Raw genomic sequence first — 20,103 nt, forward strand, 5'->3', positions numbered from 1 at the left:
CCTGCGAGCCAGAGTGCCTGGGGGCTGCAAATCACACTTTAGAGGGATCAAGCAGAAGTACCCGCTGGCTATAGTCCGCACCATCCATAACAAAAAACACATGGAGTAGCGTCGATGACAAAAACAAAACAAACCTGGCGCCTGGCAAAACTGCCATTGGCCGTCAGCCTCGCATCCACCCTCGCCGCACCTGCTTTCGGCGTTACTTTCAATATCGGTGAAATCGAAGGTCAGTTCGACTCGTCCCTGTCGGTTGGTGCCAGCTGGTCGGTGCGTGGAGCAGATCCGGATCTGATTGGTGTTAATAACGGTGGTGACGGTCTTTCGCAGACTTCGGATGACTCTCATCGGAACTTCAAAAAGGGCGAAACCTTCTCCAAGATTTTTAAAGGTACCCATGATCTTGAATTGAAGTACGGTGATACCGGCGTATTTGTTCGTGGAAAATACTGGTACGACTTCGAATTGAAGGATGAGAGTCGCCAATTTAAAAATATTGACGATAGTCATCGTAAAACCGCTGCCCAGTCTTCGGGCGCGCAAATTCTCGATGCCTTTGTTTATCACAACTATGACATCGCCGATCAACCAGGCTCGGTGCGTCTGGGTAAGCAAGTTGTAAGCTGGGGTGAAAGTACCTTTATTCAGAACAGCATCAATTCGATCAACCCAGTTGATGCTGCTGCATTCCGTCGCCCAGGTGCTGAAGTCAAAGAAGGTTTGATTCCGGTCAATATGTTCTATGTTGCGCAGAGCTTGACCGAAAACCTCTCCATGGAGGCTTTCTACCAGTTGGAGTGGGATCAGACGGTTGCTGATAACTGCAGCACTTTCTTCGCTCAGCCGGATATTGTTGCTGATGGCTGCGACAACAACCTTGCCGTTTTACGCACCGAGAGTGCTCTGCGTACGGCGCTGGCCCCCCTAGGCGTCGCCCTTACCAATGCTCAGGTTACTGCGCTTCGCAACCTAGGTACCCAATGGGGTACTCCTGATGAAGGGGTGATCGTTCAGCGGAGCGGAGACAAAGATCCGGATGATGACGGCCAGTTTGGTCTTGCATTCCGTTATTTGTTTGAGCCTCTAGACACCGAGTTCGGTGCTTACTTTATGAATTATCACAGCCGTACTCCTGTCTTCAGTGGTCAGGCGGGCGATGCAGCCGATTATGCAGCTATCCGCCAATATATTCTGGCGGGTCCTGGTGGTGGAGGCTTGATTGCTACTCGCGCTAGCCTGGCGCCTCTCGCTGCTGCGGGTTCTGGTAGCTATTTCATGGAGTATCCGGAAGATATCAAACTCTACGGCTTAAGCTTCGCAACTACTCTGCCTACTGGTACCTCATGGGCCGGCGAAGTGAGCTATCGTCCTAATGCACCAGTGCAAATCAACACAACAGATGTGTTGTATGCAGGCCTGAAACCACTGGGTCAACTGGCTAACGTTGGTGCGGGTTTTGTTGCGAGCGGCATTAACAATGTGTCTCTTCTCGACTCTTCTGCAGGGGCTGTTGCAAACGGTTATAACCGTAAAGAAATCACTCAGTTCCAGACTACCTTTACCCACTTCTTCGATCAGGTTATGGGGGCTAGCCGCCTAACTCTGGTCGGTGAAGTAGGTGTAGTACATGTAGGTGGTCTTGAAGACAGTAGTGAGCTGCGTTACGGCCGTGACCCAATCTACGGTCCAGGTGCGTTGCCTGGTAACTATGACGTCAATGGCGCAGCCGCCGGTGGTGTTTTCCCAGCGTGTATCGGTTTGAACGTTTCGACGCTGGGTAGTGCCAATGCGGAGAATGTCAGCAAGTACTGCGAAGACGACGGTTTTGTAACCAGCACTGCCTGGGGCTACCGTGCTCGCGCCATCTGGGATTACCCGGACGTATTCGCCGGTGTAAACCTGAAGCCAAGTGTTTCCTGGTCGCATGACGTTGACGGCTACGGCCCAAATGGCCTGTTCACTGAAGGTGCCAAGGCCGTCAGCCTGGGTCTGGATGCTGACTACCAGAACACCTACACCGCCAGCCTGGCTTACACCGATTTCTTCGGCGGTAAATACAACACTTCAATTGACCGCGACTTTGTTGCGCTCAGCTTTGGCGTGAACTTCTAAGTAAGCGGACGAGATTTTTGAGGACGACTATGACTATGAAAACAACAAAAAGTCTGCTGCAAACCGGCGCCCTGACGCTTTCGCTGCTGGCCAGCGGTGTGATGGCGGCGGTATCGCCGGATGAAGCTGCCAAACTGGGTACTACGCTGACACCAATCGGTGCGGAAATGGCGGGCAATGCAGATGGTTCGATCCCAGCCTGGACTGGCGGTCTGCCAGCCAGCGCCGGTACTGCTGATAGCGCGGGTTTCCTTTCTGATCCGTTCCCGAGCGAGCAGCCGCTGTTCACTATCACCGCGCAAAACGTGGATCAGTACAAAGACAAGCTGACCCCTGGCCAGTTGGCGATGTTCAAGCGTTATCCGGAAAGCTACAAAATGCCGGTGTTCGCTACTCATCGTACGGCGAGCATGCCGGACTTTATCCTGGCGGCTGCGAAGAACAACGCAGTCAACACCAAGATGGTCGAAGGCGGCAACGGTCTGGAGAACTTCGAGCAGGCTAACCCCTTCCCGATTCCGAAAGACGGCCTGGAAGCGATCTGGAACCACATCACCCGCTACCGTGGTGGCAGCGTGAAGCGTCTGGTAACCCAGGCAACTCCACAGCCGAATGGCTCCTACAGCCTGGTTTACTTCCAGGATGAGTTCACCTTCCGTGGTGCGCTGAAGGATGCCGATACCAGCAAGCCAAGCAACGTACTGTTCTACTTCAAACAGCGCGTAACCGCTCCTTCGCGTCTGGCAGGTAACGTGCTGCTGGTTCACGAAACCCTCAACCAGGTGAAAGAGCCGCGTCTGGCTTGGCTGTACAACGCCGGTCAGCGTCGTGTGCGTCGTGCTCCGCAGGTGTCGTATGACGGTCCAGGTACCGCCGCTGACGGTCTGCGTACGTCCGACAACTTCGACATGTACAACGGTGCTCCTGACCGTTACGAGTGGAAGCTCAACGGCAAGAAGGAAATCTACATTCCTTACAACAGCTACCGTCTGGACTCGCCGAAGCTGAAGTATGACCAGATCATCAAGGCTGGCCACATCAACCAGGACCTGACTCGTTACGAGCTGCACCGCGTATGGCACGTGACCGCAACCCTGAAATCGGGCGAGCGTCATATCTATGCCAAACGTGACTTCTACCTCGATGAAGACACCTGGCAAGCTGCTGCCATCGACCATTACGACGGTCGCGGTACCCTGTGGCGTGTGGCTGAAGCCCATGCTCAGTACTACTACGACAAACAAGTGCCGTGGTACAGCGTAGAGACCCTGTATGACCTGCTGTCCGGTCGTTACCTGGCTCTGGGCATGAAGAACGAAGAGAAGAGCGCTTACCAGTTCGACTACCCGGCCAAGGAAAGCGATTACACCCCAGCTGCCCTGCGCCAGGCTGGCGTACGCTAAACCTGAGTCACGCTGCATAAAGAACCGGCCCTTGTGGCCGGTTTTTTTATGCATAGAGATTCAGTTTGATGGTCTGTCCGGTAGTGCGATCAGCCTTTGCTGGTATGCCGCTATAAGTCGTCAGTTTGCTTCGCGCGCGCCAAGCACCATGCGGCAGATGGATGAGCAATCATTGCAGTTTGCTTCCTGATGGCAGCAAGGGCTTCAAATGCGCGAGTCAAGGCGCTAGGCTGCGGGGCATTGGTAGTGCCTCTGCCTGACTACTACAAGAAACCGGCTGATGACTGATCTGTCCCGCATTCCTGGCTTGGTAGCCTCGCCCAACGTACTGGGCGGGCACTTCTATCGGCCGCCTTTACCTGCCAGCTATGTGCCGCGCCCACGCTTGTGCGAACGGCTACTGGGTGGTTTGGCTGGGCGTCTGTTGCTGGTCAGTGCGCCGGCCGGGTTTGGCAAGAGTTCACTGGCCATCGAGTTCTGCGAGCACCTGCCGGAGCAGTGGCAAAGCCTGTGGTTGGGCCTGAGTTCGCGTGACAGTGATCCGGGGCGGTTTCTTGAACGCTTGCTCAGCGGGCTGCAGCAGTTCTTCCCTGGCGTGGGGCAGGACGCGCTGGGCCTGTTGCGCCTGCGTCAACGGCATCAGCCGTTTGCCTTTGAGGAGTGGCTTGATGGCCTGCTCGATGAGCTGGCTGTGTGCCTCGATCCGCAGCAGCCTTTGTTGCTGGTGCTGGATGACTATCACCTGGCGCAGGGCGCAGTGCTGGATCGTTGTCTGCAGTTTTTTCTCAACCATCTGCCGGCCGGTCTGCTGATTCTGGTGACCAGCCGTCAGCGTCCGGACTGGCACCTGGCGCGTTTGCGCCTGTCGCGTCAGTTGTTGGAGTTGCATGAGCAGGATCTGCGTCTGACCGATGCTGAAAGCACTGCGTTGCTCCGCTTGCAGGGTGCCGAGCTGTCGGCAGATGCGCTGGCCGCGCTGTTGCAACGCAGTGAGGGCTGGGTCGCGGGGCTGCGCTTGTGGTCGCTGGCCGCCAGTGAGGCGCAGGAGTCAGCGGCGTTACCGGCGTTGTTGCAGGGTGGTGATGGGCTGATTCATGATTACCTGCTTGAAGAAGTGATCGAACGCCAGCCGGCTGACGTGCAGGCCTTTCTCTATGAGACGGCCAGCCAGGAGCGCTTCTGCGCCGAGCTGTGTGATGCCCTGCGTGATGCCCATGGCAGCGCCGCGATTCTCCGTCATCTGCAGGCGCATCAGGTATTTCTGGTGCCGCTGGATGAGCAGGGCAAATGGTTTCGCTATCACCACCTGTTTTCCGACCTGCTCCGTAGCCGGCCGCAGCCTACTCCCGGCCTGCATTTGCGCGCGTGTCGCTGGTTCAGCGCGGAGGGCCTGTTGGATGAAGCCATCGAGCAGGCGTTGCGCGCGGGCCAGCCGGATGTGGCGGCGAATCTGGTGCAAAACCTTTCCGAAGAACAATTGCTGGCCGAGCAGAATGTCGCCACCTTGCTGCGCTGGAAGATGGACTTGCCGGACAGCCTGCTGACCAGCACGCCACGCCTGATTCTGCTCTACGGTTGGGCGCTGGCGCTGGCCTGTCAACTGGATGCCGCCGAAGAACTGCTGGCTGAACTGGGGCGCTTTCTGCCGGCCCGTGAGCGCAGTGAGCAGGAAGGCTTGCTGGCCCAGTGGCTGGCGCTGAGCGGGGTGATTGCCCGCGGTCGCGGCGACAGTGCCAAGGCTCAGGCCTATTGCAGTGAAGCGCTGAGCTGCTTGCCGCAGGACCGTTATGGGCAGCGTCTGATGTGTCTGTCCAGCCTGGCCAACCTGGCGATTGTGCATGGTGATCTGTGGCGGGCGCGTGGGCTTAATCGCGAGGCGTTGGAGCTGGCACAGCGGGTCGGTAATCCGTTGTTCGAAGCCCTGGCTCATTACGACCGCGCGCGAGTGTTGCAAGCCCGTGGCGAAGTGCTGCGTGCGCTGGATGAGGTGCGTCAGGGCCAGCAGCGCCTGGCCAAGCTACCGGCCCAGCGGCAGTACGCCGCACGCGGACGGTTGACCCTCTACGAAGGCTATCTGCTGAGTCTGCGCCTGCAACCAGAACAGGCCCGCCAGCGTCTGTTGGCCGGGATTGCCGAGGCGCGTGGTTGCCGAGACATCAGCGTGCTGATCGGTTACTGCGTGTTGGCCAGCCTGGAAGGACGCTGCGGCAACCTGCCGGAGGCCTTTGCTCAGCTGGCCGAGGCCGAGCGGCTGATGCATATCTGGGACATTCCGCCGATCTATTACCTGGCGATGATCACCCTGACCAAATGCGAGCTGTGGCTGCGTCAGGGGCAAACCGAGCTGGCCGGTGTCTGGCTGAGTCGTTTGCTGGATGCCTATGGCGGCGAGCAGGCGGCCGCCGCGCCGGAGTTTCATCCACAGCTGCCGTTGCATGTGCAGCTGCATCTGGCTACATATGAGCGTTTGCAGGGCGAGGATGAGCAGGCCGAGCGGCGTTTGCGCGGCTTGAGTCAGCTGGCGCAGAACGCGGGCGGTCAACTGCTGGGGGTGATTGCGCAGATGCAGCTGACAGAATTGCTGCGTGACGCCGGGCGCGAACGCGAAGCGCAGCAACAATTGCGCAGCGCCCTGCAAGCGGCGGCAGGCGGTGGCTTGCTGCCGTTCCATGGCCTGCTGACGCGACAGCCCGAATGGCTGCGAGAGCAGTTGCTGGGGCAGGACGCCAGCCCGCTGATCGAAGCCTTGCAACAGCATCTGCCGCAGGCGCAGTCGCTGGTCAGTCAGGACGATTATGCCGCTGTGGTCGATGCCCTCAGCTCGCGGGAATTGGCCGTACTGCAACTGATCGCCCAAGGTTGCTCCAACCAGGAGATCAGCGACAGCCTGTTTATCTCCCTGCACACGGTGAAAACCCACGCCCGTCACATCAACAGTAAACTCGGTGTGGAGCGGCGTACCCAGGCGGTGGCGCGGGCCAAGAGCCTCGGCCTACTGCGCTGACTCCGCCGGCACCGATAGATCCAGGCTGCGCGCAGGTGCTTTGCGTGGTTGCGCCGCCGCGTTTGCCAGCTTGGCTTGTACATCCTGCTGAATGCTTAGCAGCACCGGCTGCAGTTCGCGCATGTTTTTCTGCACCTCGGTATAAGCATGCTGCTGCGCCAGTTGTTCGACGCGTTGCAACAGGGTTTCACGCACCTCCCCGCTCAAATGGATAAACAGCTCGGGCAGCTGCTTGCTCAGTTCGGCGCTGTAAAGCACCAGTTCTTCGCGGCCAAACTGTTTGGTCAGGCCCAGATAGTCCAGGGCGCTGGAGGTGAGCATGGCCGCCGCCGCCTTGGTTTCATGCAGGCCTTGCAGGCGCACCGGGTTGCTTTGCTCGCTTTCCGATAGGGTCATCCAGAATTCGGTGGTCAGGGTGAACAGCACGGCTTGCTGGCGTAGCGAATAACTCATCAAGCCCAGTGCTTCGGCGGCATAGGGCTGTTGCACGGCGCGAAAATCAAAATACAGGCGCATCAACTCCTTGAGGCGAAACAGCGCTTCGCGGGCCTCGTTCTGCCGTAGTTCAAGCGGTGCGTAGATATTCAGCTGCGGGCGGAAATTCTCTTCGCTGACCATGCGCTGGTAGATCGGCCCGGTGAACTCGCCGCTGCGGCGGGGCAGGGCGTTGAGCTGAGTGCTGTCGACCTTGCTCAGCGCCTCCAGCAGTTGCTGGTAGTCGGCGCTGTTCCAGGGTTTGTGGATGTCCGGGATCTTCTGCCCAAGGTAGAACAGCTCGGTGGCCTGTACGGGCGCAAGCAGAACCAGCAAAAGGATGGCCAGCGGTAGGGTACGGCGTGATGGTAGCGTGTGCGGCACAAGAACAATCCTGCGGAGTAGGCGTGGCCCAGCGTAACCAGCTTGGCGGCTCGCGTCACCCGCGCCTTGGTTGGGAAGTGTGCGATGCAGCAGGCGTTGGCAGAATTGGGTGCCGTTCGTGCGGTATTCGAAGACCTCGGCGGTTACGGTGCCGTAGCCCAGCAGCAGGAACAGGACGGCGACGGGCCGCTGATCGGCCATCTACAGCGCACCAATATTCAGCTGGCGGCAATTCCGGTATTTGCCCGCAAGGGCTTGGCGGACACCACGGTGAATGACCTGCTGGCGGCGGCCAATGTGTCGCGGCGCACCTTCTACAAATACTTCGAGAACAAGATGCAGGTGCTCGAAGGCATCTACCAGACGGCGGTATCCCTGCTGCTGTCGCGCTTCAGTGAAATGCAGAGCATCGCCGGCAGCCCACAGGCCTGGTTAGAGGGCATGGTCGGGCGCTACTTCGACTATCACCTGGCGGTCGGGCCGATTATCCGCCTGATGCAGGAAGAGGCCCTGCGTGCCGATTCCCCGCTGGCAGCACACCGGCAGCGTGCGCACACGGAGATGGCGCGGTTGCTGGCCGAGCGTCTGCATGGCGCGACCCGCGCGGCGGACCCACTGACCTACCGTGCGCTGATCTGGGCCATGGAAGCGGCCTCGCTGGAGCTGCTTGGCCGCGCCGTCAAACGCGAAGAGATCGAACAGGCCAAGCGTGTGCTCAGTGAGCTGCTGATCGCCTCGCTGTGTCCTGCGTCCGGCTCAACCTAGGTTAGGCGTCAGCTCTGGGCGTACATGCTCTGATATCCCGGATGTGTCTTTCTCATAACAACAATCTAGAGGTGCCTGCATGTCTGCTTCCAGTCTCCCGCTGACGCCACCGCTGGCGGCCGGTCTTGCCCGTCTGGGCTTCGGCGCCCTGCCGCTGGAGCGCCTCAAGGCGCGCTATGGCAACGCCGCCAATGGCTCGCGTTATATCGAACTCGACGGCTTCAACCTGCACTACCGCGACGAGGGCAGCCGCGACAAACCGGTGCTGGTCTTGATCCACGGCGTAGTCGCCTCGCTGCACACCTGGGATGACTGGTTGCCAGCCTTTTCCGCTGATTACCGGGTGATTCGTTTCGATGTGCCGGGCTTCGGCCTCACCGGTCCGGCTCGCGATGGTGTGTATTCCGCCGAGCGGATGATCAAGGTGTTCGGTCTGTTGCTCGACTATCTAGGCGTGAATAAAGCCTCGATTGTTGGCAATTCCCTGGGCGGCTATATCGCCTGGAATTTTGCCCTGGCGCAGCCGCAGCGAGTGGAGAAGCTGGTGTTGATCGACCCGGCCGGTTATCACATGCACAAGGTGCCTTGGATGATTGCCGCCGCTGCTTTACCCGGTGCCACCGTGGCCATGCCGCTGTGGATGCCGCGCGCGTTGATCGCCCAGGGCATCAAGGAAGTCTACGGCGAGCCTGCGCGGATCAAGCCGGGTGTGGTGGATCGCTACAACGATCTGACGCGGCGACCGGGTAATCGCCGGGCGATGATGGCTATCTTCCGCGTGCTGCTCAAGGTCAACAAGGACGAGCTGCACACCACGCCGGCGCGGGTGGCGCAGATTCAGGCGCCGACGCTGCTGCTGTGGGGTGAGCGTGATCGCTGGATTTCACCGAAGCACGTGCCGCTGTGGCAGCGCGATCTGCCGGGCATTCAGGTGAAAACCTACCCGGGCGTTGGGCATATTCCGATGGAAGAAATCCCCCAGCAAAGCGCAGCTGATGCCCTGCGTTTTCTTCAGGGCTGATCGAACAGAAGCCGATTGCGGCGGCAACAGCCGTCGCAATCGGTGAACAACAGAAGAATAAAAAAGGGAGCCATCTGGCTCCCTTGTTGTTTGGTTGCAGTGTCCGGTTCAGGCCGCCTGGCTTTGTACAGGCAGATCGAACTCCGTACGGGTCTGGTAGAGCAACTCCAGGTTGTTGTGCTCCCAGGGGTGAAAGTTGGGTTTGAAGAAATCGCGATAGGTGCTGATCAGCGGGCGGAACACGCCTTCCTTGCCCCACATCCACTGAATGCCGTCGCGCCACACGCGCCAGTTCCACAGCAGGCCGTCCTGTTTGAGCATATGCGCCAGGCCGCGAGTGGTATCGAGCACGAAGAAGAAGGTGCCCATGATCATCGCCCGACGCAGCAGTTTACGGCTGCCGCAAACTTGGTTGTACACGTCGAAGGCCACCGCCTTGTGCTCGGTTTCCTCCAGCGCGTGCCAGCGCCACAGGCGCACCATGGTGGGGTGGGCGCCTTCCAGATGTTTAGGGTCCTTGAGCAGGCCATCGGCCATGATCGCAGTGATGTGTTCCAGCGCGGCGGTGGCCGCCAGTTGCCTTTGCGGCGAGAACTTCTTCTGGGTGTAGCGAATCCGCGCCTGGGCGCGTTTTTCGATGCGGGTGATGTTGTAACCCAGGTCACGCAGGCGATTGCTGTATTCCAGGTGCTCGCGGCTGTGGTGGCCTTCCTGACCGATAAAGCCACGGATCTGCTCTTTCAGCACCGAGTCATCGATCTGGTCGCGGAAGTGTCGCACCGAGTCGATAAAGAAACGCTCGCCATCGGGGAACAGCACCGACATGGCATCAAACAAATGAGTCTTGAAGGCATCACCGCTGTGCCAGTGCCGTGGCAGCGGATTGGGGAAATCGAAATCCATATGCCGTGGACGAATCTGCAAACCTTCCGGGGTAGTGCTAACCATGCTGACTCCCTGAGTCTGTGACTGAAGCGTGGTCTCACTATGGATTCACCAGGCGGCTCGGCAAAGGTTCACAACAGCCAATGTTTCGGTCATATGTGGCCAATGTTGTACGAATGTACCAGGCTCTGCGACTTGCCAATTCAACGGGCTGAATTGCCAACCCTGCGGACTAGAGCTCTTGCCGAGGCGAGAGAAGCAGCAGTGCCCGGCGTGCGCCCAACCTTCGGTCGTGGTGATCGGCTGCCCGAGTCCTGAGTATGGCCAAAGCCTTCGCATATACTACGCAGGCGACTGACTTGGCACTGCGGTGCAGGGATGCCCTTGTCGGCTTTTGTCGAACGGGGTTATCGTCGCTGCCAGTGGTCATATCTGGCCAGATAATAAGAAGCCCATGAAGCCATCATTGAATTTCTCCGCCGAACTGGTTCCTGTCGCCTACGCTGCCGCCTTGCTCGACTTGGTCGAGGAGTTGGGCGTGCCGCGGGCGCAGCTGTTTGCCGAGGCGCGGGTGCGCCCCGAAGTGCTGGGCAACCCGCAGGGACGGCTGTCTTTTATTGATTTCACCCAACTCACCAGCAGCGCTCTGCGTCTGTGTGACGAGCCGGCGCTGGGCCTGCTGCTGGGCCAGCGGTTGAATGTCTCGACCCACGGCATCCTCGGTTATGCGGTGCTGTCCAGCGCCAACCTGGGCAAGGCCATGCAGTTCGCCCTCAAGTATTACCGTGTACTGGGCCTGACCTATGAACTGGAAATGGTCGAGCTGGGCGCGCGGATCGAACTGCGCGCCAGCGAAACCATGCCGCTGGGCCCGCTCAGTCGCTTCGCCGCCGAAGGTTTGCTGACCAGCCTCTACACCATCGCACGCTTTCTGGTGGGCGAGCGCTTGCAGGAGGTGGAGGTGGGCTTTGCCCATGCCGCGCCGCATTATGCCGAGCGCTACGAGCGGCTGTTTGGCGTGGCGGTGGCGTTTGAACAGCCTTATCACCGTCTGAGCATGCCGATCAGCTATCTGGACCGACCCATGGCCCTGGCCAACCCGGCCACGGTGCAGATGTGTGAGCAGCAATGCGAAGCGTTGTTGGCCAGTCTGGATGTGCAGGACGGCCTGCTGACCCGCGTGCGCCGCTTGCTGCTGGCGCGCCCAGGCGACTTTCCCGACCTGGCCAGCGCCGCTGAAGCCTTGCACACCAGTGGCCGCAGCCTGCGCCGGCACCTGTCGAATATGGGCACCAGTTACCAGCAAGTGCTCGATGAAGTGCGCAAGAGCCTGGCCCTGCAATACCTCACCACCACCCACTTGCCGCTCTACGAGATTGCCTACCTGCTGGGTTTCAGCGACCCGTCGAATTTTCGCCGTGCGTTCAAGAAATGGACGGGTAAACTGCCCAGCGATTACCGCGCTGAGGAATAACCATGAGTTCTGCTGTAACCCCGACCCTGATTCGTGAAACCTTCCCCGTCGGCCCGTTGCAGTGCAACTGCACAATCATCGGTGACCCTGTAACCAAGAAGGCCATCGTGGTCGATCCGGGTGGCAATCCCGAGCTGATCATGGCGCGTCTGGAGGCCCACGGGCTGAAGGTGGTGAGCATCATTCACACCCATGCCCACCTGGATCACTTCCTCGCCTCGGGGCAGATGAAGGAGAAAACCGGCGCGACCCTGCATCTGCACAAGGAGGATCAGTTCCTCTGGGACAACCTGGAAATGCAGTGCCGCATGTTCGGCGTGCCCTATACGCCGGTGCCGGCACCGGATCAGTGGTTGAGCGATGACGAGGAGCTGGCCTGCGGTTGCGGCGTGGCCCTGCACACGCCAGGGCATACTCCGGGTTCGATGAGCTTCTGGTTCCCCCAGGACAAGCTGCTGATTGCCGGCGACACCCTGTTCAAACGTGGTATCGGTCGCACCGACTTGTGGGGCGGCGATTACCCGACCATTGAGCGCTCGATCAAGCAGCGGCTGTACAGCCTGGACGAGGACGCCACCGTGGTGACCGGCCATGGCGCCGATACGCGCCTCGGTGATGAAATGCGTGATAACCCGTTTATCCGCGCCTAGCAGGCCATGTGTTTGCCTGCTCAATCACCTCTGAAAATGAACTTTAGCTATGTCTCGGGCTCGAAAACTCAGGTGCAAACCTGTCCCGATCCGATATTCAAAGGAAGTACGCATGAAGCTGTGGCGAAATCTGGCTGTTGTTACCCTCGGTCTTGGCGTACTCGCCGGCTGTACCACCAACCCCTATACCGGTGAACGCGAGGCAGGCAAAGCGGGCATCTACGGTGGTGTTGGCGCAGTTACTGGTGCGGTAATCGGTGCAGCTACTTCCAGCAAGAAAGACCGCGCAAAAGGCGCTTTGATTGGCGCGGCAGTCGGTGGTGCGGCCGGTGGCGGTTACGGCTATTACGTTGATACTCAGGAAGCCAAGTTGCGCCAGACCCTGCAAGGCACTGGCGTGCAGGTACAGCGAAATGGTGATGACCTGAAGCTGATCATGCCAGGCAACATCACCTTCGCCAGCAACTCGGCGGATATTTCCAGCGGCTTCTACCCAACCCTCAATTCGCTGGTCACCGTATTCAAGGAGTTCAACAAGAACGGTGTGGATATCGTCGGCCATACTGACAGCACAGGCTCGTTCGAGTTGAACCAGAACCTTTCCAACCGTCGTGCACAAAGTGTTGCCTCTTACCTGAGCGCCAATGGTGTTCCGGCTTCGCGTTTGTCGTCCTACGGCGCGGGGCCGAGTCAGCCGATTGCCAGCAATGCCAATGAAGCAGGCCGTGCGCAGAACCGCCGGGTAGAAATCAACCTGCGTCCGCTGTAACCGTAAGGCGTCGTCATATAAAGCCGCGTATTCGCACGAATACGCGGCTTTTTTATACCTGCAATTTAGGGGCGGCCGGTCGTTCAAATCCTGACTAGACTGCTGGCAGTGGTTCCTATAACCCTGCTGCATCGGCGCGCTGCCTGCGCCGGACATGGACGACAACTGGAGCAATCATGGACGACAGGCCTGCTTCTACTTCGCGTAAACCCTGGCTGCCGTTGTGGGTCACCCTGGCCTTGTCGCTTGGCCTGGGGGCCTTGATCGTCTGGCAATGGCAGGTCTTCGAGCAACGTGAGCGTGAGCAGAGCCAGCAGCGTTTCGAGCTGGAAGCGCAGGACATCGGCCAACGGGTGAAAAGCCGTATGCGTGCCTATGAAATGGTACTGCGCGGTGTTTCCGGGTTGATGACCGGCAGTGATCATGTGTCCCTGACCGAGTGGGACCGCGCCATCGATCAGCTGCAGTTGCAGGACCGCTACCCCGGCATCCTCGGCCTGGCGTGGTCGCGTTATCTGCGCGCGGAGCAGCTTGATGCCTTTCTGGCTACCCAGCAGAGCCAAGGGCGTGCCGACTACCGGGCATTCCCCACGGGGGCACGTGAGCACTATCTGTTGATCGACTACATCAGCCCGCTGGACTGGCGTAACCGTCGGGTGTTGGGTTTTGACCTGCTCAGCGAAGACGTGCGCCGGGCAGCAGTGGAACAGGCCATCAACACGGGCCAGGCGATTCTCAGTGCCCCCGTTACTCTGCGCCAGGAAACCGAGGCCAATGTGCAGGGCGGGGTACTGCTGTTTCTGCCAGTGTACCTGCCTGGCATGCCGCAGAGCACGGCCGAGGAGCGCCGCGCTGCCTTGCTTGGCGTGGTGCATGGGGCGTTTCGCAGCCATGAGCTGATGGAAGGCATTCTCGGTGCGCAAAGTCAGCGCTTCGATGTGGTGATCAAGGATCAGCAGGCCCTGCAAACCCCGCTGTTAAGCGCCGAGGTGCAGGGTGTTTCCCCGCAGCCACGATTTCAGCATGAGCTGGAATTACCCTTGTATGGACGCAACTGGGTGCTACAGGTAACCAGTACACCCGCCTATGAGGCGGCCTTCTCCAGCCGTAGCGGTATCAGTTTATGGATCGGCCTGGTGGCTGCGACCCTGCTGGCCTTGCTGGTCGGTGGCTACTTGTATTTGCGTGAGCGTGAGATGCACGCCAACCACCTGGCCACCGACAAACTGCGTGAGCGAGAGGAGCGGTTCCGTCTGCTGGTCGAGCAGTTGCCGGTGGCGACCTTGTTGTGCAACGCCCAGGGGCGGATCGAGATGGCCAACCGCAGCGCCGCCGATCTGCTCGACTCGACCCCCGAGAGCTTGGTCGGTGAACGGGTCAAACGCTTTTTGCCGAGTGTCGAGCAGCTCAGTGCCCTGGCCATCGATCACGACACCTCCGAGCGATCCAACGAATACTTGGCGCGCCGTGATCTCGGCGAGGAAATTCCGGTGGCTCTGAGCCTGAGCGTGCTGGGCGACTCCGGTGGGGTCAATTACCTGATCAACCTGATTGACCTGCGCGCGCGCAAGGGCGCTGAAGAACGCTTTCGCCTGGTGGTCGAGGCGTCGCCCAATGCCATCGTGCTGGTCGACAACAAAGGCTGTATCGCCATGGTCAACCGTCAGACCGAGCAACTGTTTGGCTATGGCCGTGAGGCGCTGCTCGCCCAGCCGGTGGAGATTTTGCTGCCCACGGCCCTGCGCGGCAGCCATGTGCCGATGCGTCAGGGCTATCAGAAGAGCCCGGAACCACGGCGCATGGGCAATAACCGCGAGCTGTTCGGCCAGCACCGTGATGGCCGGCAGATTCCCCTGGAGGTGGGGCTGTCGCCGATCCGTGGTGGTGAAGATGCCCTGGTGCAGGCGGTGATCATCGATATCAGCGAGCGCAAGGCGGCCGAGCAGCGCCTGCGCGACCAGGCCGAGCAGCTGATTCTGGCCAATCGCTACAAGTCGGAATTTCTCGCCAATATGTCCCACGAGCTGCGCACGCCGCTCAACAGTATCCTGATTCTCAGCGACCAGCTGCGCCTGAACAGTGCCGGCAATTTGACCGAGAAACAGGCCAAGCATGCCGATATCGTGCACCGGGCCGGCAGTGATCTGCTGCAGTTGATCAACGATGTGCTCGATCTGGCTAAGGTCGAGTCCGGGCGTATGCAGCTCAAGCTCGAGCCGCTGAACATGCAAGATGTGCTGGTCGAGCTGGATGCCAGCCTGCGGCCGATGGCCGAGATCAAGGGCCTGCGCCTGCACACGCAACTGGAGGCCGGGGTACCGCGGGTGATTCACACAGATCGCATCCGCCTGCAGCAGATTCTGCGCAACCTACTGTCCAACGCGCTGAAGTTCACCGAGCACGGCGAAGTCAGCCTGACCGTATCCTGCGCCAGTGGCGAGCCGGAGGAGGGCCATGAACTGCTCAACTTCAGTGTGCGTGACAGCGGTATAGGTATACCTGCCGAGCAGCATGAGCAGATTTTCCAAGCCTTCCAGCAGATCGACGGTTCCACCAGCCGGCGCTTTGGTGGCACCGGGCTGGGGCTGGCGATTACCCGCCAACTGGTGTTGGCGATGGATGGCGAGATCAGCCTGCAAAGTGCGCTGGGTGAAGGCAGCTGCTTTACCGTACAGCTGCCGGTGCGGGTGGTGGCTCAGGCTCAGGCTCAGGCTCAGATTCAGGAGCATGCAGAGCCGGCCGCAGATGCACCGCAACGTAGCGGTGAAGGCCCGGCGGTGTTGATTGTTGAAGATGATGTGAATTTTGCTGCGGTACTGGCCGAAGAGGCGCATGCCCATGGCTTTGCTTGCGTGCATTGCCGCTCCGGGGTGCAGGCGCTCAACCTGCTGCAAAGCGAGCGGTTCAGTGCGGTGATCCTGGATATTCTGCTGCCGGATATCAGCGGCTGGCAGCTGTTCCGCCGCCTGCGCAGCCAGGCCAGCTACCGCAGCACGCCGGTGCATATCATCTCTTGCGTACCGCAACCGGCAGACTGGAACGATGACGGTACGCGTTACCTGGTTAAGCCGATTCAACGGGAAGACCTTGAGCAGGTCTTTGTCGATCTGCAGCAGCTTGACCAGTCGCCCGCCCAGCGACTGCTGCTGGTCGAGGATGTCGAGGTTGAGCGCGAACATTACCGTGAGCACCTGCAGCAGCTGGGCTTTGATGTGCAGGCCTGCGCGCGCGCCGATGAGGCGCAGCAGGCCTACGCCGGCGGCATGTTCAACGCCTTGGTGATAGACCTTGACCTGCCTGATCAGGACGGCTTTGAACTGCTGGAAACCCTCAATCGACAGCGCCCGCTGAATGGTACGCGGGTGGTGATCAATACCGGTGTCGATGTCACCCGCCAGACCCTGCAGCGCCTGCGCCGTTACAGCGCAGTGGTGGTGCATAAACACGGCGAGAACATGCATGAGCTGAGCGAGGCGGTGCAGGGCTTTCTGGGCAGTGTGCGCGACCCCGCGCGGGCGGGAGCCTCGAGAATCAACAATCCGCTGGAGGGCCGGCGCGTGCTGCTGGTCGATGATGACGTGCGCAATGTCTACGCCCTGACGGCCCTGCTCGATGAAGTCGGGCTGATCATAAGTCCGGCCAAGGATGGCCAGGAGGCCATCAACTGTTACGAGCGCGAACCCTTCGACCTGATCCTGATGGACATGGCCATGCCGACCATGGATGGCTACACCGCCACTCGGCTACTCAAGACCGAGCACGGTTGCAGTATCCCGATCATCGCCCTGACCGCCCATGCGATGAAAGGCGACCGAGAAAAATGCATCACCGCTGGCGCCGATGACTACCTGGCCAAACCGGTCAGTCGCGAGGCTTTGCTTGAGCTGCTGGTGCGCTGGCTGGCCACTGCCGACCCGCACACGGACTCGTTCGGGGCATCCGCCGCAGCGCCGCAGTAGTTTTGCTGCGGCCTGCTAACCTCAATCGCAACAGGAGTCGCAAGGCGCTCGCCAGGGATAAGGGAGGATATATGGCACAGGTACAGCTGAAGAGCGTGGCCAGCACGCAGATTCTGCTAGTCGTGGATGACCGCCCGGAAAACCTGGTGGCCATGCAGGCTCTGCTAGAGGAGGGGGACTGGCAACTGCGCTGTGTCGACTCGGGCGAAACGGCTCTGCAGTGCATGCTCGAAGAGGACGTTGGCCTGGTACTGCTGGATGTGCAGATGCCGCACATGGATGGTTTTGAGGTCGCGCGACTGATGCGTGGCAACCCCCGTACCCGCTTTACCCCGATCATTTTCGTATCTGCCATCGCGCAGACCCAGGATTCGGTGATCAAGGGTTACGCCACCGGTGCAGTGGATTTTATGCTCAAGCCGTTCGACCCCAGCGTATTGCGCCACAAGATTCACGCCTTGCTCGAACATGAGCGCAACCGCAGCGAGCTGCTGCAGTTGACCCAGCAGCTGGACACCGCCCGGGCGTTCAACGCCTCGGTGTTGGACAACGCCGCCGAAGGCATCATGGTGGTGGGTGAAGATGGCCGCATCAACTTCGCCAACCCGGCCATGGCACGCATGCTTGAAGGCTCGATCAGTGATCTGGAAGGCAGTGAAATGCTCTCCTATCTGGTCAGCCCGCAAGTGACCAGCGACTGGCGGTTGTCCGAGTTCTACCTGAAGTGGCGGCGCGGCGAGGCCTATCGCCTGCATGACGCCAACCTGCGCACGCTGAACGGCGGGCAGGTGCCGGTGGCGCTTTCCTGTTCTCCCCTGCCGCGCCTGCAGCACGCCATGGTGGTGATGGCGCTGGATATGTCGGTTGTGCGCCACCTGCATCAGCAACTGGAGTCACAGGCGATTACTGATGCCCTGACTGGCCTACTCAACCGGCGTGGCTTCTATCAGGCGCTGGAGTCGGCGTTGTCGCGGATCGAACGCAGCGGCCAGCGTATGGCGGTGCTCTATCTCGATCTAGATGGCTTCAAACGCATCAATGACTCCCTCGGTCACGACGTGGGCGACCGCTTGCTCAAACTGGTTGGCGAGCAGCTCAAGACCAGCCTGCGCCCCTATGACAGCCTGGCGCGGATTGGTGGCGATGAGTTCACTGCCTTGCTCGACAGCCTGGAACACCCGGAAGACGCCGCGCGTATCGCCGAGAAACTGATCGAGCAGGTGTCGGTGCGACATAACCTCGACGGTATTGAGGTGACTTTGGGCGCGAGTGTGGGGATTGCCTGTTTCCCCGAGTGCGGGCAAACCGTGGAAGGCTTGCTGCGCGCCGCTGACATGGCCATGTACGAGGCCAAACGCACCGGTCGTCAGCAATACCGCTTCTTCTCTCCGGAAATGAATGGCCGTGCGCGCTCACGGTTGATGCTTGAGGAAAGCCTGCGCAACGCCATCGAGAATGATGATTTCGTCCTGGTCTACCAGCCGCAGATTTACCTGGAGAGCGGACGCCTGCGTGGCTTCGAAGCGTTGTTGCGTTGGCAGCATCGGGTTGCCGGCACCGTGGCGCCGGGGGTGTTTATTCCGCTGCTGGAGGAGACACGTCTGATCAACCGCCTGGGCGGCTGGATCTTCCAGGCTGGGATCGAAAAGTGCCAACAGCTGAGTCAGCACTTCGGCAACGAACTGGTGCTCAGCCTGAATGTCAGCCCGGTGCAGTTCGGTATGCCGCAGCTGGTCGATGACCTGCGCCGAGTGCTTGAAGAGCACCAGTTGAACCCTCGGCAACTGGAAGTGGAAGTCACCGAAAGCGCACTGATGCAGGATCTGCAAGCCAGTCAGGAACAGCTGCGTCAGTTGCGTAAGCTCGGGGTGAAAATCGCCATCGATGATTTCGGCACCGGTTATTCATCGCTGGCTTACCTGCGTCATTTCGAACTGGATACGCTGAAGGTTGATCGCCTGTTTATCTCCAATATGCTCGAGTCGCCGCGTGACGCTGCGGTGGTCAGCACCATCATCGATCTGGGCCGCAATCTGGGGTTGGAAGTGATCGCCGAGGGTGTGGAAACCATGGCTCAGCGTGATTGGCTGGCGGCGCACAACTGCGCAATCATGCAGGGCTTTCTAGTCGCGCCGGGGCTAGACGCCGAGCAGATCAACACCTTCCCCGCACAGCTGGATTGGCACAATTTGCCGTTACGCAATGAAAAGCCCGCAGGCTAGGCGGGCTTGAGGTATCGGCGATAGCGGCTTAGCGCGCGGGATAGCGCTGCTTCAGCTCGTCGAGCTGCGCATCCTTGTCCAGCCACAGCTGGTTGACCCACTGCTGGAACTGCAGGCGGTAGGCTTCGTCCTGATCGTAGTTGCCGCCGATGAATTCCTTGGGAATCTGCAGTTGATCGAAGCGCACCACCACCTGCTCAACTCGCCCGCACAGCAGATCCCAGAAACCGGGGGTGCCCTGTGGGTAATGGATGGTGACGTTGACCAGACTATGCAATTGCTCCCCCATGGCATCCAGCACAAAGGCAATACCGCCGGCCTTGGGTTTGAGCAGATGCTTGAACGGTGATTGCTGTTGCGCGTGCTTGGCCGGCGACAGGCGCGTGCCTTCCAGGAAGTTGAACACTGACACCGGGTTGGTCTTGTAGCGCTCGCAGGCCTTGCGCGTGGTGGCCAGGTCCTGGCCGCGTTTTTCCGGGTGCTTGGCCAGGTATTCCTTGCTGAAGCGCTTCATAAACGGGAATTCCAGCGCCCACCAGCACAGGCCAATCACCGGCACCCAGATCAGCTCCTGCTTGAGGAAGAACTTCAGCAGCGGCATGCGCTGGTTGAGCTGGTATTGCAGCACCAGAATATCCACCCAGCTCTGGTGGTTGCTGGTCACCAGGTAGGAATGCTGTTTGTCGAAGCCGCTTAGGCCCGCCACATCCCAATGCGTGCGGCCAACCAGGTTCATCCAGAACTTGTTGGTACTGATCCAGAACTCGGCAATCCCATGCATGACAAAGCGCAATCCACGCTGGATCACTGGAATGGGCAGCAGCAGTTTGAGCAAGGCCACGGCAAACAGCGGCCAGCAGCAGATCAGGGTATTCAGGGCGAGCATCAGGCCGGCAAACAGGCCGCGCAGTGGAGCAGGCAGGAAATGCAGCATTGGGGCAGGTGCCTCCAGAAAATGGGGCCAGGCTGGTTGCGGGCCAC

The 20,103-nt window shown here is 59.8% G+C and carries 13 protein-coding genes; 10 read left to right on the forward strand and 3 right to left on the reverse strand.

All coding sequences use genetic code 11. The annotated features are described in order from the left end of the window. Positions 1 to 114: 114 nt before the first annotated feature. The 3 genes from ACIN8IBEIGE_RS02725 (at position 115) to ACIN8IBEIGE_RS02735 (ending at position 6,519) form a co-directional block, all read left to right on the forward strand. Positions 115 to 2,112, forward strand: a complete 1,998-nt coding sequence (locus ACIN8IBEIGE_RS02725) for a DUF1302 domain-containing protein (RefSeq protein WP_160013300.1) — start codon at positions 115 to 117, stop codon at positions 2,110 to 2,112. 35 nt (positions 2,113 to 2,147) lie between these two features. After that, positions 2,148 to 3,515, forward strand: a complete 1,368-nt coding sequence (locus ACIN8IBEIGE_RS02730; RefSeq protein ID WP_160013301.1) for a DUF1329 domain-containing protein — start codon at positions 2,148 to 2,150, stop codon at positions 3,513 to 3,515. 280 nt (positions 3,516 to 3,795) lie between these two features. After that, positions 3,796 to 6,519, forward strand: coding sequence for a LuxR C-terminal-related transcriptional regulator (locus ACIN8IBEIGE_RS02735; RefSeq protein WP_160013302.1), 2,724 nt, complete (start codon positions 3,796 to 3,798; stop codon positions 6,517 to 6,519). Here the strand turns inward: ACIN8IBEIGE_RS02735 and ACIN8IBEIGE_RS02740 are convergent. Continuing rightward, on the reverse strand, positions 6,508 to 7,377 hold the full coding sequence (locus ACIN8IBEIGE_RS02740) for a hypothetical protein (RefSeq protein ID WP_160013303.1): 870 nt from the start codon (positions 7,375 to 7,377) through the stop codon (positions 6,508 to 6,510). The two genes, ACIN8IBEIGE_RS02735 and ACIN8IBEIGE_RS02740, sit on opposite strands and share 12 nt — an antisense overlap. 84 nt (positions 7,378 to 7,461) lie before the next feature. On the opposite strand from ACIN8IBEIGE_RS02740, the gene ACIN8IBEIGE_RS02745 reads away from it, so the two are divergent. Both ACIN8IBEIGE_RS02745 and ACIN8IBEIGE_RS02750 read left to right on the forward strand, forming a co-directional pair. Further along, entirely contained in the window at positions 7,462 to 8,142 is a 681-nt protein-coding gene (locus ACIN8IBEIGE_RS02745) for a TetR/AcrR family transcriptional regulator (protein WP_160013304.1), read from the forward strand. Between the two features lie 79 nt (positions 8,143 to 8,221). After that, positions 8,222 to 9,163, forward strand: a complete 942-nt coding sequence (locus ACIN8IBEIGE_RS02750) for an alpha/beta fold hydrolase (RefSeq protein ID WP_160013305.1) — start codon at positions 8,222 to 8,224, stop codon at positions 9,161 to 9,163. Between the two features lie 108 nt (positions 9,164 to 9,271). Here ACIN8IBEIGE_RS02750 and ACIN8IBEIGE_RS02755 read toward each other — a convergent pair whose 3' ends face one another. Continuing rightward, positions 9,272 to 10,111, reverse strand: a complete 840-nt coding sequence (locus ACIN8IBEIGE_RS02755; RefSeq protein ID WP_160013306.1) for a metal-dependent hydrolase — start codon at positions 10,109 to 10,111, stop codon at positions 9,272 to 9,274. A 391-nt stretch (positions 10,112 to 10,502) separates the two neighbouring features. Between ACIN8IBEIGE_RS02755 and ACIN8IBEIGE_RS02760 the strand changes: the two genes are divergently transcribed. From ACIN8IBEIGE_RS02760 to ACIN8IBEIGE_RS02780, 5 genes are all read left to right on the forward strand, one after another. Further along, on the forward strand, positions 10,503 to 11,522 hold the full coding sequence (locus tag ACIN8IBEIGE_RS02760; RefSeq protein WP_160013307.1) for an AraC family transcriptional regulator: 1,020 nt from the start codon (positions 10,503 to 10,505) through the stop codon (positions 11,520 to 11,522). A 2-nt stretch (positions 11,523 to 11,524) separates the two neighbouring features. Then, complete coding sequence (locus ACIN8IBEIGE_RS02765; protein ID WP_160013308.1) at positions 11,525 to 12,172, forward strand: MBL fold metallo-hydrolase; 648 nt, start codon at positions 11,525 to 11,527, stop codon at positions 12,170 to 12,172. Positions 12,173 to 12,284: 112 nt separating this feature from the next. Continuing rightward, entirely contained in the window at positions 12,285 to 12,941 is a 657-nt protein-coding gene (locus tag ACIN8IBEIGE_RS02770) for an OmpA family protein (protein ID WP_090376438.1), read from the forward strand. Positions 12,942 to 13,117: 176 nt separating this feature from the next. Further along, complete coding sequence (locus ACIN8IBEIGE_RS02775; protein WP_160013309.1) at positions 13,118 to 16,900, forward strand: response regulator; 3,783 nt, start codon at positions 13,118 to 13,120, stop codon at positions 16,898 to 16,900. 71 nt (positions 16,901 to 16,971) lie between these two features. Beyond that, positions 16,972 to 19,122, forward strand: coding sequence for an EAL domain-containing protein (locus tag ACIN8IBEIGE_RS02780; RefSeq protein ID WP_160013310.1), 2,151 nt, complete (start codon positions 16,972 to 16,974; stop codon positions 19,120 to 19,122). 28 nt (positions 19,123 to 19,150) lie between these two features. Here the strand turns inward: ACIN8IBEIGE_RS02780 and ACIN8IBEIGE_RS02785 are convergent, their stop codons facing one another. Further along, a complete protein-coding gene (locus ACIN8IBEIGE_RS02785) occupies positions 19,151 to 20,056 on the reverse strand; it encodes an acyltransferase (protein WP_160013311.1) in 906 nt (301 codons plus the stop codon). Between the last annotated feature and the right edge of the window lie 47 nt (positions 20,057 to 20,103).

Origin of the sequence: Pseudomonas sp. 8BK, from assembly GCF_902506475.1 — a bacterium.
GTDB lineage: Bacteria > Pseudomonadota > Gammaproteobacteria > Pseudomonadales > Pseudomonadaceae > Aquipseudomonas > Aquipseudomonas anguilliseptica.